Origin of the sequence: Cupriavidus mimosae (assembly GCF_023952485.1) — a bacterium.
Classification (GTDB): Bacteria; Pseudomonadota; Gammaproteobacteria; order Burkholderiales; family Burkholderiaceae; genus Cupriavidus; species Cupriavidus taiwanensis_C.
Map to the genome: position 1 here is coordinate 696,351 of NZ_JALHRY010000001.1, position 24,965 is coordinate 721,315.

Genomic DNA, 24,965 nt, shown 5'->3' on the forward strand with positions numbered 1-24,965 from the left:
TCCTGCATTTCTCCTTTCCATCGACGCGGCATCATGCCGCATGGAGCCGTCGGCGTGCCGCGGCGCGCTGCAGTTCGGCGAAGACATCATCAACGGGCTGGTTGCCGGTGAATCCGTGGCGTCGCTGTAGGGCATCGCTGTAGGGCGTCGCTGTAGGGGTCGCTAAAGGGCGTCGCTATAGGGCGTCGCTATAGGGCGCCGGTGTTTGCAGCGTGCGGGCCGATCCGGCCCGTTGCGCAACCGGAGGCGCGCGGCGTCATCTGTCAGACTGCAAGGAGTCCGTTCATGGACATACGTACGGGATCATCCGGTTTTCTGTGCACGTTGCCCGGCGAGGGCAAAGGCACCACCTACCACGTGGCCATCTGCTTTATCGATGCCGAGCGTCCCACCGGCGTGCTGTTCACCAGCTTCGTCGGCGTGGGGCGGCGTTCGTTCGGCGTGCTGACCGACCCGGCCGCATTGCGCGGCCAGCTTGCCACCAATGGCGAGGCGCTGTGCCGCCTGGCCATCGGCCAGGTGGTGCGCGACCAGCTGCACGACAAAGCGCGCGAGGGCGACTATGTGCTGGACCTGGCCGCCGCCCCGTGGGACGGCGAGTTGCGCACGGTCGGCGCCGGGCTCAGGACGGCCCGGCCGCATGTGCGCGTGCTTGGCTGACGTGTCAGTGCGCCAGCGGCAACAGTAGGCGGCTGCGCGGAACGCCGCCTGGCGTCAAATTTGGAACACGGGGTCGCCGTGGCGCTCCAGCAGCGCTTCGATTAGCGCCATGTCCGTGATCTCCGGCGTACGGTCCTCCACCGCGCGCGACGGACCGCAATAGGTGGCCGTCACATGGCGCCTGACGGTCAGCACGCCCGCCGCGGGCGGTGCGATTTCCACGGCTTGCCAGGGCGCGTGCCGGTAGCTGCCCGGCTGCCAGCCTTCCGGCGTCAGGTGCAGGGCTTCCCATTCTTCGATGACGGACATGATCGATTCTCCTTGATTGAGGGATAGAGCATTGCGGGACGGCACGCGCCGGCGCGGCGCATGCCATGGCGAAGGGGTGCCGGCTAGGACTTGTGCCGGTAGTTGATGCGGCCCTTGGTCAGGTCATAGGGCGACATCTCCAGCGTGACACGGTCGCCCGCCAGCACGCGGATGCGGTTCTTCTTCAGCCGCCCGGACGAGTACGCCCAGACTTCGAAGCCGTTTTCCAGGATCACGCGAAAGCGGTTGTCGGGCAGCACTTCCGACACCTTGCCGCCAAATTCGACCAGTTCTTCTTTTGCCAAGGGAGCTCCTTGCTGTAGCCGCGCGGCTTGCGCGCGTGCCGTGGTGGCGGCCAGCCGGATAGTGGCGGACCGATGGGATGGGACTGACGAGGCGGCTTGCGGCGCGGCCTACTGCTGGCGCAGGCGCGCCGCGGCATGTTCGCCCGCGCGGCGCGCTGCCTGCCTGGCGCGGGCTTCGGAGCGGTGGGTGTCATGGCGCATGGCCACGTTGGCCACGATGCGTTCGGCGCCGTTGCGGTATTCCGCAATCATGTAGGTCGCGAACCAGAGGCCGGGTTCCTGCTCGATCGGATAGACGGAAACGGTATAAGGGCTGTGCTGGATGGAGTTGACTCGATTCAATGGGTTACCTGTTCTTGGGCGCGGCCGTCGGCAGCGTGGGCATCGGCATGCCGATGCGGCGCGTGGCGCGGTGGCGGCCGTCAGCCGTTGCGATGTGCCAGCATCGGGCCCGCGCGCCAGCACGGGCGTTGCATCTGGCGTGAAGTGGACCATGCCTGCGCAAGCCGGGGCGCCGGCGTACCGGGGGTACGGGCGATCGTCGCGGAGCGGACCAGCCGCTGGTCGGAAAAGGGTGATGGGCTGTGGGCCCGAGGACGCACCGGGTGTCGACCCGGGTTTGCGCCTGATATGCCGCTACGGAAGTGCTTACAAGCAGAGAGTGTCTGCGGCAGATGCACAGAAGGCGGGCGTTGCCGATCCGGTCTGTACATGGGAACGTGGATGATACCACTTCCGGGCCACGGCCGCCCGCGTGACGGCCACTGCCCGTGGCGCGGGGCGCGCCGCCGGTCTCAGGATTCGCTGATCTGCGCGAAGCGCTGCGACAGGAAATCGATCAGTTCGCGCACCGACGGCAGCAGCCCGCGCCGCGACGGAAACACGACGTGGATCACGCCGCCCTTGACCGACCATTCCGGCAGCACCTTGACCAGGCGGCCATCGCGCAGCTCGTCGGTCATCATCATCACCGGCAGCTGCACGACGCCGGCGCCGGCCACCGCCGCGGTGCGCAGCATGATCATGTCGTCGGTGACCAGCCGGGGCTTGTGGTGCAGGTCGGCGCTGGCGCCGCCGGGCCCGTACAGCGACCAGGTGTGCGACGGGCGCGGCGGGCCCAGGTCCAGCGTGGGCAGGGCGTTCAGGTCCGCCGGCGCCAGCAGCGGTCCGTGCCGGTCCAGCAGCGCCGGGCTGGCGACAAAGCTCCAGGCGCGCTGGGACAGCACGCGCATCACCAGGTCGCTGTCTTCCAGTGGCGGCACGCGCACGCGCACGGCCAGGTCGATGCCCTCGGCCACCACGTCGACGCGCCGGTTGGTGGCCTCCAGGTGCACGATCACCTTGGGATTGGCCGCCATGAAGTCGGCAACCATCTCGCCCACGTGCGCATGCAGCAGGGCCACCGGGCAGGTCATGCGCACCAGCCCGCTGGGCTCGGCGCGGCTTTGCTCGATCGCGCTCTCGGCGGCCTCGGCCTCGACCAGCATGGCCTTGCAGTGGGCGTAATAGGTCTGTCCCAGCTCGGTTACGGAGAAGCGCCGCGTCGAGCGCTGGATCAGGCGCACGCCCAGGCGCTCTTCCAGCAACGCCACGCGCCGGCTGAGCTTGGACTTGGGAATGCCCAGCACGCGGCCGGCCGGGGCAAAGCCCTGGTGGTCGACCACCTGCGCGAAGTAGTACAGGTCATTGAGATCCGGATGCAACGGCCGCTCCTGTCGTCCTGCCAGTAGGACGCTGAGGGCAGATTTTCCGGTCTACCGGGCGGATTTGCCAAGTCCTATGCTTCCGCAACACGGTCGGTTCCGGATGGTCCGGTCCGCCGGTTTTGCCAACCGCATAGGAGAATGCCCAATGACCACACCCGCCAATTTCAACGGCAAGCGTCCGGCCATCGATCCCGCCGATACGGCAATGCTGCTGATCGACCACCAGAGTGGCCTGTTCCAGACCGTGGGCGACATGCCGATGCCCGAGCTGCGCCTGCGCGCCGCCGCCCTGGCCAGGATGGCAACGCTGTGCAAGCTGCCGGTGATCACCACCGCTTCGGTGCCGCAGGGTCCCAACGGCCCGCTCATCCCGGAGATCCACGAAAACGCGCCGCATGCCAGATACGTCGCGCGCAAGGGCGAGATCAATGCCTGGGACAACCCCGACTTCGTCGCCGCCGTGCGCGAAACCGGCAAGAAGACCCTGATCATCGCCGGCACCATCACCAGCGTGTGCATGGCGTTCCCATCGATCAGCGCGGTCGCTGACGGCTACAAGGTGTTCGCGGTGGTCGACGCCTCGGGCACCTATTCCAAGATGGCGCAGGAAATCACGCTGGCGCGCATCGTCCAGGCCGGCGTGGTGCCGATGGACACCGCCGCGGTGGCGTCGGAGCTGCAGCAGAGCTGGAACCGCCCGGACGCGCAGCAATGGGCCGAGGTCTATACCAGGATCTTCCCGGCCTACCAGCTGCTGATCGAAAGCTACATGAAGGCGCAGGAAGTCGAGAAGAAGCACGAGGTACTGGACTCCCAGCGTTAACGTCCTAACCTGTAGGCACTGCCTCTCAACGCGGGCGCGGCAAGGGATCCCTGGCCGCGCCCGCAATTTCTCCACAGGAGCGCGCCATGAGTAAGCCCTACAAGCGCCTGGACAAGACCCAGGCCGCCGTGCTGATGGTCGACCACCAGGCCGGCCTGCTGTCGCTGGTGCGGGACATCGAGCCCGACAAGTTCAAGAACAACGTGCTGGCGCTGGCCGACCTGGCCAAGTACTTCAAGCTGCCGACGGTGCTGACCACCAGCTTCGAGGATGGCCCCAACGGACCGCTGGTGCCCGAGCTCAAGGCCATGTTCCCCGATGCGCCGTTCATTCCACGCCCTGGCCAGATCAACGCCTGGGACAACGAAGACTTCGTCGCGGCCGTGCGCGGCACCGGCAAGAAGCAGTTGCTGATCGCCGGCGTGGTCACGGAAGTTTGCGTGGCGTTCCCGGCGCTGGCGGCGATCGAGGAGGGGTTTGAAGTGTTCGTCGTGACCGATGCCTCGGGCACCTTCAACGAAATCACGCGCGATTCGGCCTGGCACCGGATGGCGGAAGCCGGTGCGCAGCTGATGACGTGGTTCGGCGTGGCCTGCGAACTGCACCGTGACTGGCGCAACGACATCGAAGGCCTGGGCACGCTGTTCTCGAACCATATCCCGGACTACCGCAACCTGATCACGGCCTATACGACGGTGAAGGGCGGGAAGTAGGCAACGCGCTTTGGCAAGCTGCTGGTTCGCGCCCTCTCCCGCCAGCGGGAGAGGGAGCAAACAATGGGCATGCGGCAGGACTCAGGTCGCAAGCAATTTCCCTCAGGCCTCCCGCACCGCCGCCCGCACCGGCGCAGCGACATCCGCCTGCGCCGAGGCCGACTTGCGGTGATTGATCATCGACACGGCACCCGCCGCGATCACCGCCGGGATCGCCATCGCCATGAAGTTCTGCTGCAGCGGCAGTGACATCCCCACCAGCACGCCGATCACGATCGGCGCCAGGATGGCGCCGCTGCGGCCCACGCCGGAGGCCCAGCCGATGCCGGTGCCGCGCACCGCCATCGGGTAGAACTGGCCCGCGTAGGCGTAGGTGACGATCTGCGTGCCGATGGTGGACGCGCCCGCCAGGCCCACCACCACGAACAGCGCGGCGCTCGGCATCGGATAGCCCAGCAGCGTGATCGACACCGCCGCCAGCGCATACATGCCGATCAGCACGTGCTTGATCGGCAGGCGGTCGGCCAGCCAGCCGCCGCCGATGGCGCCCAGCATCGCGCCGAAGTTCAGCACCAGCACGAAGGTCAGCGCCGAGCCCAGGCTGTAGCCCGCGCCCGCCATCAGCTTGGCCAGCCACGAGCTGAGCGCGTACACCATGAACAGGCACATGAAGAACGCGACCCAGAACATCACCGTGCTGACGCCGCGGCCGTCCTGGAACAGGCGGCGGATCGGCGTGCTGCCGGCCTTGTCGTCCGCAGCCAGCGTAAAGACGTCGCCGACTTGCGCGCGATGCGACGGCACCAGGCGCGATACCACGGATTGCAGCGCGGCGGTCTGGCCGGTGCGGATCAGGTAGGGCATCGACTCCGGCAGCGCGCGCAGCACCAGCGGGATCAGCACCACCGGCAGGCCGGCGGCGAAGAACACCGACTGCCAGCCGTAGCTTTCGATCAGCCCCTTGCCCAGCAGCGCGGCCAGCATGCCGCCGACCGAATAGCCGCTGAACATCAGCGTCACCAGCGTGCCGCGCAGCTTGCGCGGCGAATACTCCGTCATCTGCGCCACCACGTTGGGCATCACGCCGCCGATGCCCAGCCCCGCCAGGAAGCGCGTCACGCTGAAGCTGACGGGGTCGCTGGTCAGGCCCGCCGCCGCGGTGAACACGCTGAACAGCGCGATGCAGACGGCAATGGCGCGCCGGCGTCCGATGCGGTCGGCCACGGTGCCGAGAAAGATCGCGCCGAACATCATGCCGAACAGCGCCGAGCTGACCATGAAGCCCGCGCTGGTGGCGCTCACGCCCATCTCCTTCATGATCGACGGCAGCGCGATGCCGGCCACGGCCAGGTCATAGCCGTCGAAGATGATGATCAGCGCGCACCAGAACAGGATCAGCGCATGGAAGCGGTTGAAGCGGGCCGTGTCGGCCAGCTGGTGGACATCGATCTGACGCATGGTTTGTCTCCGGATGGTTGGGGTGGCGGCAGGGGCGGCGTTGCCGCTCACGCCACCGCGGCGGCACGCTCTGCGGCGGCCTGCAGTTCTCGTTCGCGCAGCATGAAGCGCTGGATCTTGCCGGTGGCGGTCTTGGGCAGCGCCTCGACGAAGGCGATCGTGCGCGGATACTTCCAGGCAGCCAGGCGTTCCTTGACGAAGGCCTTCAGTTCGCTCTCGCCCAGCTGCGCGCCGGCCTTCAGCACCACGAAGGCCTTGGTCTTGACCAGCCCGTCCTGGTCGGGCACGCCGATCACCGCGGCCTCCAGTACCGCGGGATGCTGCACCAGCGTGGCCTCGACCTCGAACGGCGACACATAGATGCCGCTGACCTTGAGCATGTCGTCGCTGCGGCCGGCGTAGCTGTAGCTGCCGTCGGGGTTGCGCACGTATTTGTCGCCGCTCTTGGTCCAGCCGCCGCGGAAGGTCTCGCGCGACTTCTCGCGGTTGGCCCAGTACATCATCGCCGCGCTGGGGCCCTGGATATACAGGTCGCCGATCTCGCCGTCGGGCACGGGGCGACCGTCCTCGTCGCGCAGCTCGATGGTGTAGCCCGGCACCGGCCAGCCGGTGGTGCCGTAGCGCACCTGGCCGGGACGGTTGGACAGGAAGATATGCAGCATCTCGGTGGAGCCGATGCCGTCGATGATCTCGCAGCCGAAATGCGCGGTGAAACGCTCGCCGAGGTCCGCCGGCAGCGCTTCGCCGGCCGACGAGCACAGCCGCAGCGCGACCTCGGCGCGGGCCGGCAGCGCCGGCGATGCGAGCAGGCCGGCATAGCCGGTCGGCGCGCCGAAGAACACCGTGGGCTGGTGCTGCAGCCAGCGGCGGAAGGTGGCATCGGGCGTGGGCCGCTCGGCCATCAGTACCACCGTGGCGCCGACGCTGAGCGGGAAGCTGAGGCCGTTGCCCAGCCCGTAGGCGAAATACAGCTTGGCCGCGGAGAAGCACACATCCTGCTCGGTGAGGCCGAGCACCGGCCCGGCATAGAGCGCCGCGGTCCAGTACGGGTTGCCGTGGCTGTGCACCACGCCCTTGGGCTGGCCGGTCGATCCGGACGAATAGAGCCAGAAGCCGGGATCGTCGCATCCGGTGGCGGCGGGCGCCGGCAGCGGCGCCTGCGCGGCGAGCACCGCGTCCAGCGTGGCCATGCCCTCGGGCAGCGGTGCCTGTGCACGCGATACCAGCACCTGCCGCACCTCATGCCCCGGACGTGCCAGCGCATCCTGCAACACCGGCAACAGCGCCGCCGACACCAGCACCGCCTGCGCACGGCTGTGCTGCAGCATGTAGGCGTAGTCGTCGGCGGTGAGCAGGGTGTTGACGGCCACGGGAACGATGCCGGCGTACATCGCGCCGAGGAAGCAGACCGGCCAGTCGGTGCAGTCGTGCATCAGCAGCAGCACGCGCTCTTCGCGGCGGATGCCGGCAGCGAGCAGTGCCGCGGCCAGGCGCCGCACCTGCAGCCCGAGTTCGCCATAGGTGAGCTGGCCGTCGTCGTCGAGATAAGCCAGCTTGCCGGGTCGGCCGGCGTTGCAGGCAAGCAGGTGCGCGGCAAAATTGAAGGTCGCGCCGGGTGGCGGGGCCGGTGGCGCTGCGGGCGTGGCGTTCATGGGTTGTCTCCCCGTTGCTGATGTACGGTGTGCCGCGCGCCGCCATGCGGATGTGGCGGCGCGAGAATGCGGGTGGGGCGGTTCGCTCAGGCCAGGGTGCCGAGCACTGCCGTGCTGGCCTGGATGGCGCAGCGGCGGTGATAGAAGTGCAGGGCGCGCAGTCCGCCCAGCTCTTCGCCGCCGCCCGCGCGGCCCGGGCCGCCGTGCAGCGATTGCGGCATGACGTTGCCGTGGCCGGTGTGCAGCTGCGCCACGTCGGGCGATATCACATGCACGCGCCCATGGCTGTCTGCCAGCTCCAGCGCGGCGGCGCCGAGCGCGGCCGCGTCGCTGCCATAGAGCGAGGCCACCAGCGAGCCCTGGCCACGGCGCACCAGGTCGAGGGCATGGGCGGTATCCCGGAAGGGCAGCAGCGTGGCGACCGGGCCGAACACTTCGGTGTCGTGCACCGCGGCGGCCGCGTCGGCATCGGTCACGCCCAGCAGCGTCGGGCCGATGCAGCAGGCCACCGCCGGGTCGGCATCGACCAGCGGCTGGCGCGCGCCGTCATGCAGCACCTGCGCGTGCGTACGCAACTCGGCCAGCCCCGCCTGCACCGCGTCGAACTGCGCGCGGCTGACCAGTGCGCCCATGCGTACCGAGTCGTGGCGCGGGTTGCCCACGGTTACCTTCGACAGGCGCGCGCCGATGGCCTCGGCGGCCTGGGCGTACAGGGCCTCGGGCACGAATATGCGCCGGATCGCGGTGCATTTCTGGCCGGACTTGACCGTCATCTCGCGCACGACTTCCTTCGCCAGCAGGTCGAAGGCAGCACTGCCGGGGCCATCCTGCGGCAGCAGCACGGCGGCATTGATGCTGTCCGCTTCGATGTTCACGCGCACCGAGCGCCGGGCGATGGCCGGATGCGAGCGGATCACCGCGGCGGTGTCGGCCGAACCGGTGAACGAGACCACGTCGAACGGCTGCAGCGCGTCCAGCAGCCCAGCGGCGCTGCCGCACACCACCGACAGCGCGCCCGCCGGCAGTATCCCGGCCTCGACCACGTCGCGCACCATGCGCTGGGTCAGCCAGGCCGTCGCGGTAGCGGGCTTGACGATCACCGGCACGCCAGCCAGCAGCGCCGGCGCGGCCTTCTCCCACAGGCCCCACGCGGGGAAGTTGAAGGCATTGATAAACAGCGCCACGCCGCGCGTGGGCACCAGCACGTGCTGCGACTGGAACAACGGGTCCTTGCCCAGCCGGGCCGCTTCGCCGTCCGGCAAGTGATGCCGGTCGCCGAGGGTTTCGCCGAGCCGTGCGTAAGTGCCCAGCGTGAAGATGCCGCCATCGATGTCGACCGCGGAGTCGTTGCGCACGGTGCCGCTGTTGGCGGTGGCGATGTCGTAATAGGCATCGCGATGGGCCTGCAGCACCTTGACTACCTCGGCCAGCAGCGCGGCGCGTTGCCGGTAGCTCAGCGCGCGCAGCGCGGCGCCGCCCTGCTCGCGGGCGAAGGCGAAACCGGCCGCCAGGTCCAGGCCAGTGGCGTCGACGCGCACCAGTTCGTTGCCGAGCACCGGGTCGAACAGCGCGGTGCCGCCACCGCTGCCATGCTGCCAGGTGCCGCCGAGGTAATTGGAAAGGAGTTCGGTCATTGTGGATCTCAGCGCGTGAAGTCGATGCGGCCTTGCGGCAGCAGGTACAGCACCAGCGCGCGGCCGTTGCTGACGGTGGGGCGATGGGCGCTGCCCGGCGGGCACACCAGCCAGCCGGCGGGGCGGCCGTCGAAGCGCGCGTCGCGGTCGAGCGGCATGATCAGGTCGATCTCGCCCTCGGGATGGGTGTGGTGCGGGCCGGCGATGTCGTTCATGTCGACCACGTCGACCGAAAAGCCGTGCAGGTCGTCGGCAGGCTTGAAGACGCGGCCGTAGCGGATGCCGCCGCCGTCGCGGTCGCACAGCCAGCCGTCGGCCACGCCGGCCTGGCATGACGCCAGCAGTTGCTGGTAGGTGGGGCTGCCGGCGCCGTGCTCGGCGTTGAGCCAGTCATCAAGCGCCGCGTCGAGCGGGCGGCCGGCCAGTTGCGCGGTGAGCCGCGCGATCTGGCTGCGAAATTCGGTTGGGGACATAGGGCGGGGGCTCCGTCTGATGCGCCGGTTGCCTTCACCGGCATCATGCATTATTGTGCATGTATGAAAAATAGAGCCGCGGTGAAGTCATGTCAAGCACTATATTGCATGAATCTGGGTTAACCCCGGATGGGGAACTGCAGCATGGTTCAAGCGACGCGGCGGCCAACGGGCCGGAGAAGAACCCTTTCCTGGTGTCCCTGGGCGAGCGCGTGCGCGCGCAGCGCGCCTGCCGCGGCCTGACCCGCAAGGCCGCCGCGCAGGCGGCCGGCGTCTCCGAGCGTCATCTCGCCAACCTGGAATACGGCAGCGGCAACGCCTCCATCCTGGTGCTGCAGCACGTGGCCGAGGCGCTGCAGTGCTCGCTGGCCGGGCTGCTGGGCGACGTCACCACGTCGTCGCCGGAGTGGATCCTGTTGCGCGAGCTGCTGGAGCACCGCGACGAAGCCACGCTGCGGCGCGTGCGCATTGCCGTGGGCGAGATGCTGGGCACCGGCGGCGAGAACGCGGTCCAGGGCGCGCGCAGCCCGCGCGTGGCGCTGATCGGCCTGCGCGGCGCCGGCAAGACCACGCTGGGCGGGATGCTGGCCGAAGACCTGGATTTCCCTTTCGTGGAGCTGAGCCGCGAGATCGAGAAGTTCGCCGGCTGCAGCATTGCCGAGATCCAGGGGCTGTACGGCATGAATGCCTACCGCCGCTATGAGCGCCGGGCGGTGGAAGAGGCCATCCAGATCTACCCCGAAGCCGTGATCGCCACGCCCGGGGGGCTGGTGTCGGACCCGGCCACCTTCAACCTGCTGCTGGCCCATTGCACCACGGTCTGGCTGCAGGCCGAGCCGGAACACCATATGGAGCGGGTGCGGGCGCAGGGTGACTTCCGCCCGATGGCGGCCAGCAAGGAGGCCATGGAAGACCTGCGCCAGATCCTGGCCGGCCGCGCCGCTTTCTATTCCAAGGCGGAATTCTCGCTGGATACCAGCGCGCAGCCGCTCGACGCCACCTTTGCCCAGCTGCGCGGGCTGGTGCGGGAGGCGTTGCGCATGCCGGTGTGACGGCGCTGCCTCAATCAGCGGAGACGGAGGGCATCGGCGATCACGCCTTCTGAAATCTGCACAATAGTGCTTGCGGAAAATCTGTTTGACGAATTATAGTTCTTTCAACCAGAGACCCGTTGATGCACGATAGTGCAGTTTCGCTGAGGAGACCCCGCCGTGACCACCGCCCCCCGCGTCGACTACCAGACCGATCCCGCCCAATACAAGCACCTGAAGCTGGCCTTCGACGGCCCCGTCGCCACACTGGCGGTGGACATCGACGAGAACGCCGGCCTGTGCCCCGGCTACAAGCTCAAGCTCAACAGCTACGACCTCGGCGTCGACATCGAACTGAACGACGCGCTCAACCGCATTCGGTTCGAGCATCCCGAAGTGCGCACCGTGGTCATCACCAGCGGCAAGGACAAGGTGTTCTGCTCCGGCGCCAATATCTTCATGCTCGGCGTCAGCAGCCATGCGTGGAAGGTCAATTTCTGCAAGTTCACCAACGAGACCCGCAACGGCATCGAGGATTCCTCAGCGCACAGCGGCCTGAAGTTCCTGGCCGCGGTCAACGGCGCCTGCGCCGGCGGCGGCTATGAGCTGGCGCTGGCCTGCGACGAGATCCTGCTGGTCGACGACCGCTCGTCGGCGGTGAGCCTGCCGGAAGTGCCGCTGCTGGGCGTGCTGCCGGGCACCGGCGGCCTGACCCGCGTCACCGACAAGCGCCATGTGCGCCATGACCTCGCCGATATCTTCTGCACCACCACCGAAGGCGTGCGCGGCCAGCGCGCCAAGGACTGGCGCCTGGTCGACGATATCGCCAAGCCCGCGGTGTTTGCGCAGAAGGTGCGGGAACGCGCGCTGGCGCTGGCCGCGCAGAGCGACCGCCCGGCCGATGCGCAAGGCGTCGCGCTCGCCCCGATCGAGCGCGTGATCGAAGCAGATGCGCTGCGCTATAAGCACGTCACGGTCGAGATCGACCGCGCCGGCCGCACCGCCACCTTCACGGTCAAGGCGCCGACGGGGCCGCAGCCGCAGAACCTCGACGATATCGTACAAGCCGGCGCCGGCTGGTACCCGCTGCAACTGGCGCGCGAGCTGGAAGACGCGATCCTGTCGATGCGTACCAACGAACTCGACATCGGCACCTGGCTGATCAAGACCAGCGGCGACGCCACCGCGGTGCTGGCCACCGACGCCACGCTGCTGGCGCACCAGGACCACTGGTTCGTGCGCGAAACCATCGGCCTGCTGCGTCGCACGCTGAGCCGCCTGGACGTGTCGTCGCGCAGCCTGTTCGCGCTGATCGAGCCCGATTCCTGCTTTGCCGGCACCTTCCTGGAACTGGCGCTGGCGTGCGACCGCAGCTACCACCTGGCGCTGCCCGACGACGAGGCGCGCGCGCCGAAGATCACCGTGGCGGACGTGAACTTCGGCCTGTACCCGATGGCCACCGGCCAGAGCCGCCTGGGACGGCGCTTCTACGACGAGCAACCGGCGCTCGATGCCGTGCGCGCCAGGGCCGGCCAGCCGCTCGATGCCGATGCCGCCTGGGCGCTGGGCCTGGTCACCGCCAACCCCGACGACATCGACTGGACCGACGAAGTGCGCATCGCGCTGGAAGAGCGCGTGGCGATGTCGCCCGATGCGCTCACCGGCATGGAAGCCAACCTGCGCTTCAACGGCCAGGAAAACATGTTCACGCGCATCTTCGGCCGCCTGACCGCGTGGCAGAACTGGATCTTCCAGCGCCCCAACGCGGTCGGCGACAAGGGCGCGCTGAAGGTCTATGGCAAGGGCGACAAGGCCGCCTTCGACTGGAACCGCGTCTGATCCCGCAGCTAACGACAACCGAATCGTCCTCCCCAGGAGACCACCATGTCCGGCATCAACTACAGCGACAAGATCCCCAACAACGTCAACCTCAGTGAAGACCGCACCCTGCAGCGCGCGCTCGAGCAGTGGCAGCCCAACTACCTTAGCTGGTGGAACGACATGGGCCCGGAAGGTTCGCACCAGCACGATATCTACCTGCGCACCGCGATCAGCGTCGATCCGCAGGGCTGGGCCCATTTCGGCCACGTCAAGATGCCGGACTACCGCTGGGGCATCTTCCTGAACCCGGCCGAGGCCAACCGCAAGATCCACTTCGGCGACCACAAGGGCGAGGACGCGTGGCAGGACATTCCCGGGGAATATCGCGCCAACCTGCGCCGCATCATCGTGACGCAGGGCGATACCGAGCCGGCATCGGTGGAGCAGCAGCGCCATCTCGGCCTGACCGCGCCCAGCATGTACGACCTGCGCAATCTGTTCCAGGTGAACGTGGAAGAGGGCCGCCACCTGTGGGCCATGGTCTACCTGCTGCACAAGTACTTCGGCCGCGACGGCCGCGAAGAGGGCGAGGCGCTGCTGGAGCGCCGCAGCGGCCAGCAGGACAACCCGCGTATCCTGCAGGCGTTCAACGAACAGACGCCCGACTGGCTGTCGTTCTTCATGTTCACCTACTTCACCGACCGCGACGGCAAGTTCCAGCTGTGCGCGCTGGCCGAGAGCGCCTTCGACCCGCTCGCGCGTACCACCAAGTTCATGCTGACCGAGGAAGCGCACCATATGTTTGTCGGCGAGAGTGGCGTGTCGCGCGTGATCCAGCGCACCTGCCAGGTCATGAACGAACTTAAGAGCGACGATCCGGCAAAGCTGCGCGCCGCCGGCGTGATCGACCTGCCTACCATCCAGCGCTATCTGAACTTCCATTACAGCGTCACCATCGACCTGTTCGGCGCGGATGAGTCGAGCAACGCCGCCACCTTTTACAGCACCGGGCTGAAGGGCCGCTACGAAGAAGGCAAGCGCACGGACGACCACGTGCTCAAGGGCCAGACCTATCGCGTGCTGCAGGCGCAGAACGGCCAGCTGACCGAGAAAGAGGTGCCGATGCTGAACGCGCTCAACGAGGTGCTGCGCGACGACTACATCAAGGACAGCATGGCCGGCATCGAGCGCTGGAACAAGGTCATCGACAAGGCCGGCATCCCGTTCCGCCTGAAGGTGCCGCACAAGGCGTTCCACCGCAATATCGGTGCGCTCGCCGGGGTCAAGGTATCGCCCGACGGCCGCGTGATCTCCGACGCCGAATGGCGCGACTTCCGCGACCAGTGGCTGCCTACCGACGGCGACCGCGCCTTCGTCGCCAGCCTGATGGGCCGCGTGGTCGAGCCCGGCAAGTTCGCCAACTGGATCGCGCCGCCGGTGATGGGTATCAACCGGCAGCCGGTGGATTTCGAGTACGTGCGGTTTAACTGAGGCGAGCCTTCCTGCGGGTTTGCTCCCTCTCCCGCATGCGGGAGAGGGGCGGGGGTGAGGGCGGGAGCATCAACGAAGCGCCGGTGCTTCAACCACCCCGCACCCTGCCCTCTCCCCTGAGGGGAGAGGGGAACACCGCGGGCACGGACTATACGCCCTGGAAGCCCTCTGATTCTGGAGACCGCCATGGACATGGCAGAAATTCAAGTCATCAAGCAGCACCTGATCGATCCCGAGATCTGCATCCGCTGCAACACCTGCGAAGCCACCTGCCCGATGGGTGCGATCACGCACGACTCGCGCAATTACGTAGTCGATGCCGACAAGTGCAACCTGTGCATGGCCTGCATTTCCCCGTGTCCGACGGGATCGATCGACAACTGGCGCGACGTGCCCAAGCTGCGCGCCTATAGCGTCGACGAGCAGCTGACCTGGGACGCCCTGCCGGACGAACTGTCGCCGGAGCAGCTCGCCGACCTGGCCCCTGGCGCCGACATGCAGTCGGCAGCGCCGGCGCTGCCCGTGGCATCGCCGCTGGCCGGCACCGCCGAGGAAGCCTTCAACAGTGCCCGCTATGGCGCCACCGTGCCGCCGTGGTCCGCCGCGCATGCCTACACCAACCTGTATGGCGCCAAGGCGCCCACCAAGACCATCACCGCCACCGTCACCGGCAACGCGCGCGTGACCGAGGTCGGCCGCGAATACGATACCCACCACATCGTGCTGGACTTCGGCACCACGCCGTTCCCGGTGCTGGAAGGCCAGTCGATCGGCATCGTGCCGCCGGGTACCGACGCCGGCGGCCGACCGCACCATGCCCGCCAGTATTCGGTCGCCAGTCCGCGCAACGGCGAGCGCCCCGGCTACAACAACCTGTCGCTGACCATCAAGCGCGTGCTGCAGGACCACGACGGCAATCCCGTGCGTGGTGTCGGCTCGAACTACATGTGTGATTTGAAGGTCGGCGACAAGGTGGAAGTGATCGGGCCGTTCGGCGCCAGCTTCCTGATGCCCAACCATCCGCGCTCGAATATCGTGATGATCTGCACGGGCACCGGCAGCGCGCCGATGCGGGCGATGACCGAATGGCGCCGGCGGCTGCGCAAGGCCGGCAAGTTCGACGGCGGCAAGCTGATGCTGTTCTTTGGCGCGCGCACGCAGCAGGAACTGCCGTACTTCGGACCGCTGCAAAAGCTGCCGAAGGACTTCATCGACATCAACCTCGCGTTCTCGCGCACGCCGGGGCAGCCCAAGCGCTATGTGCAGGACCTGATGCGCGAGCGTGCGGCGGACCTGGCGGCGCTGCTGGCTTCACCCGATACGTACTTCTATGTCTGCGGGCTCAAGAGCATGGAGGAGGGCGTGGTGCTGGCGCTGCGCGATGTCGCGCAGCAGGCGGGGTTGAATTGGGAGGGGGTGGCCGAAAGGTTGAAGCGGGAGGGGCGGTTGCATCTGGAGACGTATTGAACTTGCTCCGACCCGGGCTCCCTGCCGGTTTGCTCCCCTCTCCCGCGCGCGGGAGAGGGAGTAATCAAGCGCGTGCGCAATGCCCCAAGACTGTACGTCTAATCCGTATCCGGCTGCGCCTTGTGCCGCGCCGCCATCTTCTCCTGCTGCGCGGGCGGCACGTTGTCGTAGTGGCTGAACTGGATGGTGTAGCTGCCATGCCCGCCGGTGATGCTGTTCAGCCGTGACTGGTAGTCGTTCAGCTCCGACAGCGGCACCTGCCCGGCGACGATCACCGTATTGCCGGCCGCGGTGCGCGTGCCATGGACCTGACCGCGCTTGGTCGACAGGTCGCCGATGATATCGCCCATGGCGCTGCCCGGCGCCGTGACCTCGATATCGACGATCGGCTCGAGCACGCTCGGCCTGGCCTTGAGCACCGCGTCGATAAAGGCCTTGCGCCCCGCGGTGGCGAACGCGACTTCCTTGGAATCGACCGGGTGGCTCTTGCCGTCGTACACCGTCACGCGCACGTCCTGCATCGGAAATCCTGCCAGCGGGCCGCTGTCCAGCGCCTGGCGGATGCCTTTCTCGACCGCCGGAATAAACTGCCCGGGAATCGCGCCACCCTTGACCGCATCGATAAAGTCGAAGCCCGCGCCGCGCGCCAGCGGCTCGATGCGCAGCATCACCTCGCCGAACTGGCCGGCGCCGCCGGTCTGCTTCTTGTGCCGGTGATGGCCTTCGGCCCTGGCGCCGATGGTTTCGCGATAGGCGATCTTGGGCGGGCGCGTTGCCACTTCCAGCTTGTACTGATCGGTCAGCCGCTCCAGCGCGCAGCGCAGGTGGAACTCGCCCAGGCCGAACACCACGGTCTCGTTGGTGCCGGCCGGATGCTCGACGCGCAGGCACGGGTCCTCGGCGCTGAGCTTGTGCAGGACCTCGGCCAGGCGCTGCTCGTTGCCGCGCCGCGCCGGCTCTATCGCCAGGCCATAGATGGGGGTGGGGAACTCCAGCGGGGTCAGGTGGATGTTGCCGTCCTCGGTGGCATCGTGCAGGACCGCGTCGAAGCCCAGTTCGTCGACCTTGGCCACGGCGCAGATATCGCCGGGGCCGGCGCGCGGCACTTCCTGGGTCTCCTTGCCTTGCAGCCGCAGCAGGTGCGCCACCTTGAACGGCTGCCGGCCTTCGCCGATATAGAGCTGGCTGTCGCGCGTGACCGTGCCCTGGTGGATGCGGAAGATCGCCAGCTTGCCGACATAGGGATCGATCACCACCTTGAACACATGCGCCAGCACATGCTTGTCCGGCACCGGTTCGGCGCGCACCGCCTGGCGCCGTTCCGTGCCCTCGGCGTCCGCGCCGGTGGAGCGGTAGAACAGCGGCGGGTTGCCTTCAGTGGGATTGGGCAGCAGCCGCACGAACACGTCCAGCAATGCCTCGATGCCGGCGCCGGTGACGGCGGAGGTAAAGCAGATCGGCACCAGGTGGCCTTCGCGCAGCGCGCGCTCGAACGGCGCGTGCAGTTGCTCCGGGGTGATGGCCTCGCCTTGCTCCAGGTACAGCTCCATCAGCTCGGGGTCGATTTCGATCACCTGGTCGATCAGCGCATCGTGCGCCGATGCCACCGATAAAAAATCCGACTCGCCGGCCGGATTGAAGAAGCAGTCGACCACCTTGCCGCCGTGGCCGGCCGGCAGGTTGATGGGCAGGCATTCCTTGCCGAAGGCCTCCTGGATTTCCGCCAGCAGCGCGGGCAGATCGACCTTGTCGCCGTCGATGCCGTTGATGATGATCATCCGGCACAACTGGCGCGCCTGCGCCCACGCCATGGCGCGGCGCGTGGTCATCTCGATGCCGGTCTGCGCATTGATGACGATGGCCGCGGTTTCGACCGCGGCCAGCGCGCTGATGGCATGCCCGGAGAAGTCCGGGTAGCCCGGGGTGTCGATCAGGTAGATGCGGGTGTCGCGGTAGTCCAGGTGGGCAACCGCGGCGCTGAGCGAGCGTTTGTACTTGCGCTCGAGCGGATCGTTGTCGCACACGGTGGACCCGCGTTCGACGCTGCCAGGCGTGTGCACCGCACCGCCCTTGTGCAGCAGCGCCTCGACCAGCGAGGTCTTGCCGCTTCCTGCGTGCCCGAGCAGGGCGACAGTGCGGATGGCATCGGGACTCTCGTGCATGGTGGCTCTCGGTTCGTCCGGCAATGACTCTCAGGGCATTATTGGCGAAATTCGGCGGAAGCGACATATATGCGTGCCGATACCGTGCAATGCCCGACGCAAGGGCGACTTCAAGTGAAGAGGCCGGCGCTCGGCCGGCCTCTTCTGGAGACGCACAGGCTTGGCTGCAGTGCAGCAAACCGTGTGGCGTGTGGCGCGGGCTCAGCCGCGCGCGTCAGCGTGGTCGGTCGACACCGCCAGCGCATGCCACGCGGCCAGCTCGCCTTCCACCTTGCGGTGCTTGTCGGCGATGCGGGCGACCGTGTCGGAACCCAGCGGCAGCCGCACCGGCGGTGTGTCGCTGTCGGCAAGCGCGAGCAAGGCCGCGGCCAGCCGGGCCGGGTCGCCGGGCTGCTGGTGATTGGCCGAGGCCATGTGTGCGCGCATCGCGCCGACCGTCTCCGCATACTCGCCGATCTCCGTGCCGACGCGCACCAGCGAGCTGGCGTCGAGGAAATCGGTGCGGAAGAAGCCCGGTTCGACCACCGTGGCGTGGATGCCCAGCGGCGCCAGCTCGGCCGACAGCGCTTCGGTCAGACCTTCGACCGCGAACTTGGTTGCGCCATAGACGCCCCAGCCCGGATACGCCGCATAGCCGCCGATCGACGAGATATTGACGATATGGCCGCTGCGCTGGCGGCGCATCTGCGGCAGCACCGCGCGCGTCACCGCCAGCACGCCGAACACATTGGTGGCGAACTGCTGCTCGACCTCCCTGGCCGAGGCCTCTTCCACCGCGCCCAGCAGGCCGTAGCCGGCGTTGTTGACCAGCACGTCGATGCGGCCGAAACGCGCCACCGCGGCCTCGGCAGCAGCGATCGCCTGGTCTTCGCTGGTGACATCGAGCGCCACCGCGAGCAGGTGTTCATGCTCGCCCACGGCGCCGATGACGGCCTGCGAATTGCGCGCCGTGGCAACCACCCGGTCGCCGCGGGCCAGCGCGGCGCGGGTCAGCTCGAGGCCGAAGCCGCGCGAGGCGCCGGTGATGAACCAGACCTTGGTGCCGGCGGGGTGGGTAGGGATGGCTTGGGTTTGGATGACGGACATGGTGAATCTCCTTTGCGTTTTGCGTGGTGTTGGACTGCGATGTCGGATGGCGGGGGCCACGGAGACAAATTTAGGCTGGCGAAGCCCGCAACACTAGCCACCCTAATGGCGTTTAAATAGCAACGGCGAGTTGCCAATGGATTCGCGTCCGCCTCGATTGAGCAAATCTCAACCGTATGGCAGACTCGCCGGCATGGACAAACTGCCCCCACTGAACGCGTTGCGCGCCTTCGAGGCCGCCGCGCGGCATCTCAGCATCACCGTCGCGGCCGAAGAGCTGCACGTCACGCCTGGCGCCGTCAGCCGGCAGATCCGCGCGCTCGAACAGGGCCTGGGCGTGCAGTTGCTGCATCGCGGCCACCGGCAGATCTCGCTGACCCGAACCGGCGAGGACTACTACCGCGCCGTGACCCGGGCGATGGATGACCTGCGCGAAGCCACGCGCCGGCTGGGCAAGCGCGCCCGGCGCAGGCAGCTCAAGGTGCGCGCCTATACCACCTTTGCCATGCGCTGGCTGATCCCGCGCCTGTCGAGTTTCCATGCCGCCAATCCCGGCATCGAGGTGCTGCTGACGGCCTCGCTCGATCCGGTCGACTTCCGCAGGGAAGATATCGATGGCGCCATCCGGCTGGGCGACGGCAAGTGGCACGGCGTCAACGCCTACCGGCTGGTGTCGAACATCCTGGTGCCGGTGTGCAGCCCGGCGCTGCTTGGCGCGGGGCCGAAGGTGAAGCGTGCCGCCGACCTGCAGCACCAGACCTTGCTGCATTCGATCGCGCGGCCCGATGACTGGAGCCACTGGCTCAAAGCCGCGCGCGCCGACAAGGCGGTCGACGCGCGCAGCGGCATGACCTTCCAGAGCTCGGCCATGGCCTATGCGGCGGCGGTCGAAGGCCAGGGCTTTGCGATGGCGCAGCGCTTCCTGGTGGCGGCCGACCTCGATGCGGGCCGGCTGGTGGCGCCGTTCCGCCAGACCGTGGACATGGGCGATTTCACCTACTACCTGCTGACGCCGGCGGACCGCAAGGAGAGCCCGAGCATGGCGGTGTTCCGGCAGTGGCTGCTGGCGCAGTTCGAAGCGCAGGGTTGAAGCGCTGGGCTGAAGCGCAGGGCTGAAGCGCTGGGCTGAAGCGGTGCAGGCTTACGCGGTGGCGGTCACCGGCGGGGCCGCCTTTCGCGCCGCCGGCACGCCGCAGTGGACCGCGCCCGATGCCGCCAGGGCCGCAATCTCGTCGTGGCGGTAGCCAAGCTCGGCCAGCACGGCCTCGGTATGCTGGCCGCGGGCCGGCGCCGGACGTGCCGGCAGCGCGTTCTCCTGCACGCTGTTGATGGGGAAGCCCGGCATGCGGATCTCGCCCAGCGTGTCGTGCTGCACGCTTTGCATCATGCGGTTGGCCGCCAACTGCGGATGCGCCAGGACCTGCTCGTAGTTCGCCACCGGCGCGCACAGGATGTCGGCCTCGTGCAGCAACGCCAGCCAGCACGCGGTGGTGTGCTTCACGAACGCGGCGCTCAGCGCTGCCACCATGGCGGCGCGATTGGCCACGCGCAGCGCCGGGGTAGCAAAGCGCGGGTCGTCGGCCAGGCCTGGCTGGCCTAGCACATCGCACAGCCGGCGCCAGCGCTCGGGCATGTAGGCTGCCACCATGATCCAGCCGTCGGCGGTCCGGAAGGCCTGGTTGGGCGCGGAGTAGGGGGCGGCGCTGCCGATGCGCTGCGGCAGCTGCCCGTCGGCGCCATAGCTGGTCAGGGACGACTGCTGCAGCGCCAGCGCCGCATTGAACAGGCTGACGTCGAGATGTCCGCCCAGACCGTCGCGCGCGCGCTGCGCCAGCTTGGCCAGCACGCCCATGCTGGCCACATAGCCGGTCATGACGTCGACCACCGGCGCCTGCACCTTGCAGGGTTCGCCGTCGGGCGTGCCGGTCAGGCTCATCAGGCCGGCATCGGCCTGCAGGATGCCGTCGACGCCGGCGCGCTGCGCATAGGGTCCGTGCTGGCCGTAGGCCGAGATCGAGCAGTAGATCAGCCGCGGATGGTCGGCCGCCAGTTGCGCATGATCGAGGCCGAGGCGCGCCATCACGCCGGGACGCATGCTCTCGACCACGATGTCGGCGGTCGCGACCAGGCGGCGCGCCACCGCCACGCCGTCGGCGGACTTCAGGTCGAGCGCCACGCCCAGCTTGTTGCGGTTGAAACCGTGGAACAGCGCACTGTCGTCGCCGATCCATGCGGGGCCCAGGCCGCGGCCGAGTTCGCCGCCGGGCGGCTCCACCTTGATGACCCTGGCGCCCATGTCGGCCAGCAGCATGGTGCAGGTCGGCCCGGCGCCGATCTGCGTGAAGTCGATCACGGTCAGGCCGTCCAGGGCGTTGCGCAGCGTGGGTTGCGCCGTGGCGGCAAGGGCGGGCGCGTTCATAGCGCCACCTTGATGCCGTTGTCCTGGATCAGCCGCTGCCAGCGCGCCAGGTCCTTGCCGATATGGGCCTTCAGCTCGGCCGGCGACGAGGCCTGCGGCTCGAAGCCTTGCCTGGCCATCTGCTCGGCGATGTCGGGCGATTTCAGCGCGGCTGCCAGCGCGGCGTTGAGCTTGTCGACCACCGCGCCGGGTGTGTGCGCCGGCGCCAGCAGGCTGTACCACAGCTCGGCGTCGTAGCCTGTTATGCCGGCCTCGGCAAAGGTGGGCAGGTCGGGCATCAGCGCCGTGCGCTTGTTGCCGGCAATGCCCAGCGCGCGCAGCTTGCCGGCGCGCACATACTGGATCGCCGAGGCAATGGTTGCAAACGAGACCTGCACCTGGCCACCCATCAGGTCGGTGATCGATGGCCCGGTGCCGCGATACGGGATGTGCAGCAGTTCGGTGCGATTGAGCTTGGCAAAGACTTCGCCGGCCAGGTGCTGCGGCGTGCCGTTGCCCGGGCTGCTGTAGCTGAGCTTGCCGGGGTTGGCGCGGCTGTACTGGATGAAGTCCTGCAGGGTGCGGAACGGCTGCTCCGGATTGGCCACCAGCATGATCGGCACCGCGGCGATGCGCCCCACCGGCGCGAAGTCGCGCTCGATATTGAAAGGCACCTTGCTGCCGAGAAAGGGGTTCATCGTGACCTGGCTCGAGGCGATCACCAGCGTATAGCCATCGGGTGCCGCGTGAGCGACGAAATCGGTGCCGAGGTTGCCGCCGGCGCCCGGCTTGTTCTCGATCACGATGGTCTGGCCCAGCAGCTTGCCCATTTTGGGCGCGATCAGCCGCGCCAGGATATCGTTGCCGCCGCCGGGGGCGAACGGCACCACCAGCGTGATCGGCTTCTGCGCGGGGAAGGGCGCCTGCGCCGCCGCGCCCAGCGCCGTGGCGGCCAGCATGGCGGCGAGCGCCGTGCGTGCGAATCGGGTCATGCCAGTCATGGTCTGTCTCCTGTCGATTGGATTTCGAACGCTCAACGCCCGGTGAAACGGGGCTGGCGTTTCTCGGCGAAAGCCTGTCGGCCCTCGGTACGGTCGGCGGTATCGCGCAGCACGCCCCAGTAGAGCTCGGTGAGCTGCTGCGCGTCGGCGTCGCCAAGGTGGCTGGTCTGGCGCGACAGCCGCTTGACCGCCTGCACCGCCAGCGGCGCATTGGCGGCGATGCGCGCGGCGATCGCCAGCGCGCGGTCGAGCAATAGGTCCGGCGCCACCGTCTCGCTGACCAGCCCGATGCGGGCCGCGTGTTCCGCATCGATGCGCTCGCCGGTCAACACCATCTGCATTGCATGCGCCGCGGGCACGGCCTTCAGCAGCCGGTGCAGTCCCGACACCGCCGGAATCGAGCCGACCGCCGTTTCGGGCAGGCCGAAGCTCGCCTGTGCCGATGCGATCCGCACATCGCATTGCAGCGCCAGCTCCAGACCCGCGCCGAGGCAGTGGCCGTTGACCGCCGCGATCAGCGGCTTGCACAGGTCCAGGCCGGCCAGGTCCATCAGGCGGATATAGAGTCCCATGTCGGCAGCCGGCTGCGGGGCACGGAACAGCGCTTGCGCGTAGCTGGCAGGCGATTCGCGCGTGCCTTTCAGGTCCGCGCCCGCGCAGAAGGCGCGCGTGCCGGCGCCGGTCAGCACTGCCACGCGCAGGTCGTCGCGGTCGCGCACTTCGGCCAGGTGGTCGCGCAGTTCGCGCAGGGTGGGCACGTCCAGCGCATTGAGCGCCTCGGGCCGGTCGATGGTCAGCACCGCGACCGCGGCTTCGAGATGGAGTCGTACAGTCATGGCGGCCTCCTTATACGCTGGGCGACGACAGGCTGCGCCCGCCGCAGACATAGAGCACCTGCCCGGTCACATACGATGCGCGTGGGTCAAGGAAGAAGCTGACCGCATTGGCGATATCGTCGGCGGTGCCGATGCGCTGCACCGGCACCGATTTCTGCAGCCTGGCCTGCACGTCCGCGGCGAAGCCGCGGAACAGCGGGGTATCGACGATGCCCGGCGCCACCGCGTTGACGGTGATGCCCTTGGCCGCGAACTCGATCGCCAGCGAACGCGTCAGGCTGACCACGCCGCCCTTGGCCGCGGCATAGTTGGCCTGCCCGAAGCCGCCCAGCCACGCGCGCGACGAGATATTGACCACGCGCCCGTAGCCGCGCTCGACCATGCCGGGCAGCGCCGCGCGGCAGCACAGGAATTGCGAGCGCAGGTTGGTGTCGACGACCAGGTCCCAGTCTTCGTCGCTCATCTTCAGGAAGCGCATGTCGCGCACCGCGCCGGCGTTGTTGACCAGGTAGTCGACGCGGCCAGTGCGTGCGAGCACCTGGGCGAAGGCGTCGTTGACGGCGGCCGAGTCGGTCAGGTCGGCACTGGCGCCGAAGGCATCGAAGCCCTCGGCAACCAGCGCGCCGACGGCGGCATCGAGCGCGGCCGCGTCGCGGTCGAGCAAGGCCACCGCCAGGCCCTGGCGCGCCAGCTGCGTGGCGATGCCCAGGCCGATGCCGCGCGCGGCACCGGTCACCACCGCCACGTGCGCGGGATCGAAGCTTTGTGTGCGCATCTCAGACTCCCAGCAGGTGGACGGACGAGGCGGCGTGGTCCACGCCCGCGATGCCGCCGCCGGTGCATTGCGTCAGGCCGATGCGGGCCTGCGCCACCTGGCGTGCGCCGGCGCGGCCCTGCAGCTGCCACAGGATCTCGACCATCTGCGCCACGCCGGTGGCGCCCAGCGGATGGCCCTTGGCCAGCAGCCCGCCGCTGGGGTTGACCGGCACGCGCCCGCCCAGGCGCGTGGCGCCGGACCTGAGCAGGGCCACGGCCTCGCCGCGCGGCGCCAGGCCGAGGGCTTCGTAGTAGAGCAGCTCGGCGATGGTGAAGGCGTCGTGCAATTCGACCACGTCGACGTCCTGCGGCCCGAGTCCGGCCTGCACGTAGGCCTGGCGCGCGGCGCGCGCGGTGATCTCGGCATCGAGGATGTCGTCGTCGGCCTCTTCGCGCATGCCCGAGACCACCACCGACGACAGCACCTTCACCGGCCGCGCCTGCGCCGGGCGGTGCGTGCTTAGCACCAGCGCGGCGGCGCCATCGACCTGCGACGGACAGCATTGCAGCAGCGTCAGCGGGTCGGCGATCATGCGCGAGGCCAGCACTTCTTCGACCGTGGTGGTGTTGCGCTGCTGCGCGTACGGGTTGAGCGACCCGTGCTGGCGGTTCTTGACCGCAACCTCGGCCAGGTCGGCCGGCCGGGCGTCGCGCTCGTACAGGAAGCGCGTGCCGCGCATCGCATAGACCGCGGGCAGCACCATGCCGGACCTGGCATAGAGCTCGGTCTTGTGGTCGTTGCGCTGCAACGGGATGGTGCCGCCGCCGAGCGCCGTGAGCTGCTCGATGCCGAACACCAGCACCGTGTCGTATTGCCCGGCCAGCAGCGCGTGCCGCGCCAGGTGCACGCCGGTGGCGCCGCTGGCGCAGGCGTTCTCGACGTTGTAGACCGGGATGCCCTTGAGCCCCAGGTCGCGCACGATGAGCTGGCCGAGGATCATGCCGCCCAGCACGTTGGCGCAGTAGACCGCCTGGATGCGGCCGGCCGGCACGTCGGCGTCGGCCAGCGCCTTCAGGATGGCCTGTTGCGCCAGTTCCGGCGCCAGCACGCCGGGATGGCGGCCGAACGGCGTCATCGCGCCGCCGTGGATGTAGATGTCCTGCATGGTGCTTACCTTTTCCT

Annotated in this window: 23 protein-coding genes; 8 read left to right on the plus strand and 15 right to left on the minus strand. The window is 68.3% G+C overall.

What is annotated here, in order from left to right:
• Nucleotides 1-285 precede the first annotated feature (285 nt).
• A complete protein-coding gene (locus MKD50_RS03030; protein WP_018008445.1) occupies nucleotides 286-660 on the plus strand; it encodes a hypothetical protein in 375 nt (124 codons plus the stop codon).
• A gap of 54 nt (nucleotides 661-714) precedes the next feature.
• Here MKD50_RS03030 and MKD50_RS03035 read toward each other — a convergent pair whose 3' ends face one another.
• From MKD50_RS03035 to MKD50_RS03050, 4 genes are all read right to left on the minus strand, one after another.
• Nucleotides 715-969, minus strand: coding sequence for a translation initiation factor 1 (locus tag MKD50_RS03035; protein WP_115701516.1), 255 nt, complete (start codon nucleotides 967-969; stop codon nucleotides 715-717).
• 83 nt (nucleotides 970-1,052) lie between these two features.
• Nucleotides 1,053-1,274 carry a translation initiation factor IF-1 gene (infA, locus tag MKD50_RS03040; protein WP_008646230.1) on the minus strand — a complete coding sequence of 74 codons (222 nt, stop codon included), beginning with the start codon at nucleotides 1,272-1,274 and terminating at the stop codon, nucleotides 1,053-1,055.
• 108 nt (nucleotides 1,275-1,382) lie between these two features.
• Nucleotides 1,383-1,616, minus strand: a complete 234-nt coding sequence (locus MKD50_RS03045; RefSeq protein WP_115682814.1) for an isochorismatase — start codon at nucleotides 1,614-1,616, stop codon at nucleotides 1,383-1,385.
• 452 nt (nucleotides 1,617-2,068) lie between these two features.
• Nucleotides 2,069-2,977, minus strand: a complete 909-nt coding sequence (locus MKD50_RS03050; RefSeq protein WP_240070947.1) for a LysR family transcriptional regulator — start codon at nucleotides 2,975-2,977, stop codon at nucleotides 2,069-2,071.
• A gap of 148 nt (nucleotides 2,978-3,125) precedes the next feature.
• Between MKD50_RS03050 and MKD50_RS03055 the strand changes: the two genes are divergently transcribed.
• Both MKD50_RS03055 and ycaC read left to right on the plus strand, forming a co-directional pair.
• Nucleotides 3,126-3,803 carry an isochorismatase family protein gene (locus MKD50_RS03055; protein WP_115701511.1) on the plus strand — a complete coding sequence of 226 codons (678 nt, stop codon included), beginning with the start codon at nucleotides 3,126-3,128 and terminating at the stop codon, nucleotides 3,801-3,803.
• 86 nt (nucleotides 3,804-3,889) lie between these two features.
• Nucleotides 3,890-4,516: an isochorismate family cysteine hydrolase YcaC gene (ycaC, locus tag MKD50_RS03060; RefSeq protein WP_115701509.1), complete on the plus strand. Its 627-nt coding sequence runs from the start codon at nucleotides 3,890-3,892 to the stop codon at nucleotides 4,514-4,516.
• Nucleotides 4,517-4,618: 102 nt separating this feature from the next.
• On the opposite strand, the gene MKD50_RS03065 is transcribed toward ycaC, so the two are convergent.
• From MKD50_RS03065 to MKD50_RS03080, 4 genes are all read right to left on the minus strand, one after another.
• Nucleotides 4,619-5,974 carry an MFS transporter gene (locus MKD50_RS03065; protein ID WP_115701507.1) on the minus strand — a complete coding sequence of 452 codons (1,356 nt, stop codon included), beginning with the start codon at nucleotides 5,972-5,974 and terminating at the stop codon, nucleotides 4,619-4,621.
• A gap of 47 nt (nucleotides 5,975-6,021) precedes the next feature.
• Nucleotides 6,022-7,626: a benzoate-CoA ligase family protein gene (locus MKD50_RS03070; protein WP_115701505.1), complete on the minus strand. Its 1,605-nt coding sequence runs from the start codon at nucleotides 7,624-7,626 to the stop codon at nucleotides 6,022-6,024.
• 86 nt (nucleotides 7,627-7,712) lie between these two features.
• Complete coding sequence (locus MKD50_RS03075; RefSeq protein WP_252666342.1) at nucleotides 7,713-9,260, minus strand: 3,4-dehydroadipyl-CoA semialdehyde dehydrogenase; 1,548 nt, start codon at nucleotides 9,258-9,260, stop codon at nucleotides 7,713-7,715.
• Nucleotides 9,261-9,268: 8 nt separating this feature from the next.
• Nucleotides 9,269-9,733 carry a DUF4863 family protein gene (locus tag MKD50_RS03080; protein ID WP_252666343.1) on the minus strand — a complete coding sequence of 155 codons (465 nt, stop codon included), beginning with the start codon at nucleotides 9,731-9,733 and terminating at the stop codon, nucleotides 9,269-9,271.
• Between the two features lie 89 nt (nucleotides 9,734-9,822).
• On the opposite strand from MKD50_RS03080, the gene MKD50_RS03085 reads away from it, so the two are divergent.
• The 4 genes from MKD50_RS03085 to boxA all read left to right on the plus strand — a co-directional run bounded on the left by MKD50_RS03085 (nucleotide 9,823) and on the right by boxA (nucleotide 15,543).
• Nucleotides 9,823-10,785 carry a helix-turn-helix transcriptional regulator gene (locus MKD50_RS03085; protein ID WP_252666344.1) on the plus strand — a complete coding sequence of 321 codons (963 nt, stop codon included), beginning with the start codon at nucleotides 9,823-9,825 and terminating at the stop codon, nucleotides 10,783-10,785.
• 159 nt (nucleotides 10,786-10,944) lie between these two features.
• The gene (boxC, locus tag MKD50_RS03090) at nucleotides 10,945-12,603 is read left to right on the plus strand and encodes a 2,3-epoxybenzoyl-CoA dihydrolase (protein WP_115701496.1); all 1,659 of its coding nucleotides are present in this window, start codon (nucleotides 10,945-10,947) and stop codon (nucleotides 12,601-12,603) included.
• A 45-nt stretch (nucleotides 12,604-12,648) separates the two neighbouring features.
• Nucleotides 12,649-14,076: a benzoyl-CoA 2,3-epoxidase subunit BoxB gene (boxB, locus tag MKD50_RS03095; protein WP_252666345.1), complete on the plus strand. Its 1,428-nt coding sequence runs from the start codon at nucleotides 12,649-12,651 to the stop codon at nucleotides 14,074-14,076.
• Between the two features lie 186 nt (nucleotides 14,077-14,262).
• Nucleotides 14,263-15,543 carry a benzoyl-CoA 2,3-epoxidase subunit BoxA gene (gene boxA / locus MKD50_RS03100; protein WP_252666346.1) on the plus strand — a complete coding sequence of 427 codons (1,281 nt, stop codon included), beginning with the start codon at nucleotides 14,263-14,265 and terminating at the stop codon, nucleotides 15,541-15,543.
• Between the two features lie 98 nt (nucleotides 15,544-15,641).
• Here the strand turns inward: boxA and fusA are convergent, their stop codons facing one another.
• Together fusA and MKD50_RS03110 are read right to left on the minus strand one after the other, a co-directional pair.
• Nucleotides 15,642-17,705: an elongation factor G gene (fusA, locus tag MKD50_RS03105; protein ID WP_252666347.1), complete on the minus strand. Its 2,064-nt coding sequence runs from the start codon at nucleotides 17,703-17,705 to the stop codon at nucleotides 15,642-15,644.
• A gap of 201 nt (nucleotides 17,706-17,906) precedes the next feature.
• A complete protein-coding gene (locus MKD50_RS03110; protein ID WP_252666348.1) occupies nucleotides 17,907-18,791 on the minus strand; it encodes an oxidoreductase in 885 nt (294 codons plus the stop codon).
• A gap of 193 nt (nucleotides 18,792-18,984) precedes the next feature.
• Here MKD50_RS03110 and gcvA point away from each other — a divergent pair, with 193 nt between their 5' ends.
• A complete protein-coding gene (gene gcvA / locus MKD50_RS03115) occupies nucleotides 18,985-19,881 on the plus strand; it encodes a transcriptional regulator GcvA (RefSeq protein WP_115701483.1) in 897 nt (298 codons plus the stop codon).
• 51 nt (nucleotides 19,882-19,932) lie between these two features.
• Here gcvA and MKD50_RS03120 read toward each other — a convergent pair whose 3' ends face one another.
• Genes MKD50_RS03120 through MKD50_RS03140 form a run of 5 tightly spaced genes read right to left on the minus strand, consistent with a single transcriptional unit; the run spans nucleotide 19,933 to nucleotide 24,948 of the window.
• Nucleotides 19,933-21,210, minus strand: coding sequence for a CaiB/BaiF CoA transferase family protein (locus MKD50_RS03120; RefSeq protein ID WP_252666349.1), 1,278 nt, complete (start codon nucleotides 21,208-21,210; stop codon nucleotides 19,933-19,935).
• Complete coding sequence (locus tag MKD50_RS03125) at nucleotides 21,207-22,190, minus strand: tripartite tricarboxylate transporter substrate binding protein (RefSeq protein WP_252666350.1); 984 nt, start codon at nucleotides 22,188-22,190, stop codon at nucleotides 21,207-21,209. The genes MKD50_RS03120 and MKD50_RS03125 overlap by 4 nt, the downstream gene beginning before the upstream one ends.
• Before the next feature lie 32 nt (nucleotides 22,191-22,222).
• The gene (locus MKD50_RS03130) at nucleotides 22,223-23,026 is read right to left on the minus strand and encodes an enoyl-CoA hydratase/isomerase family protein (RefSeq protein ID WP_115701474.1); all 804 of its coding nucleotides are present in this window, start codon (nucleotides 23,024-23,026) and stop codon (nucleotides 22,223-22,225) included.
• 10 nt (nucleotides 23,027-23,036) lie between these two features.
• Nucleotides 23,037-23,801 carry an SDR family oxidoreductase gene (locus MKD50_RS03135; RefSeq protein ID WP_115701471.1) on the minus strand — a complete coding sequence of 255 codons (765 nt, stop codon included), beginning with the start codon at nucleotides 23,799-23,801 and terminating at the stop codon, nucleotides 23,037-23,039.
• A 1-nt stretch (nucleotide 23,802) separates the two neighbouring features.
• A complete protein-coding gene (locus tag MKD50_RS03140; RefSeq protein ID WP_252666351.1) occupies nucleotides 23,803-24,948 on the minus strand; it encodes a thiolase family protein in 1,146 nt (381 codons plus the stop codon).
• Nucleotides 24,949-24,965: the final 17 nt, after the last annotated feature.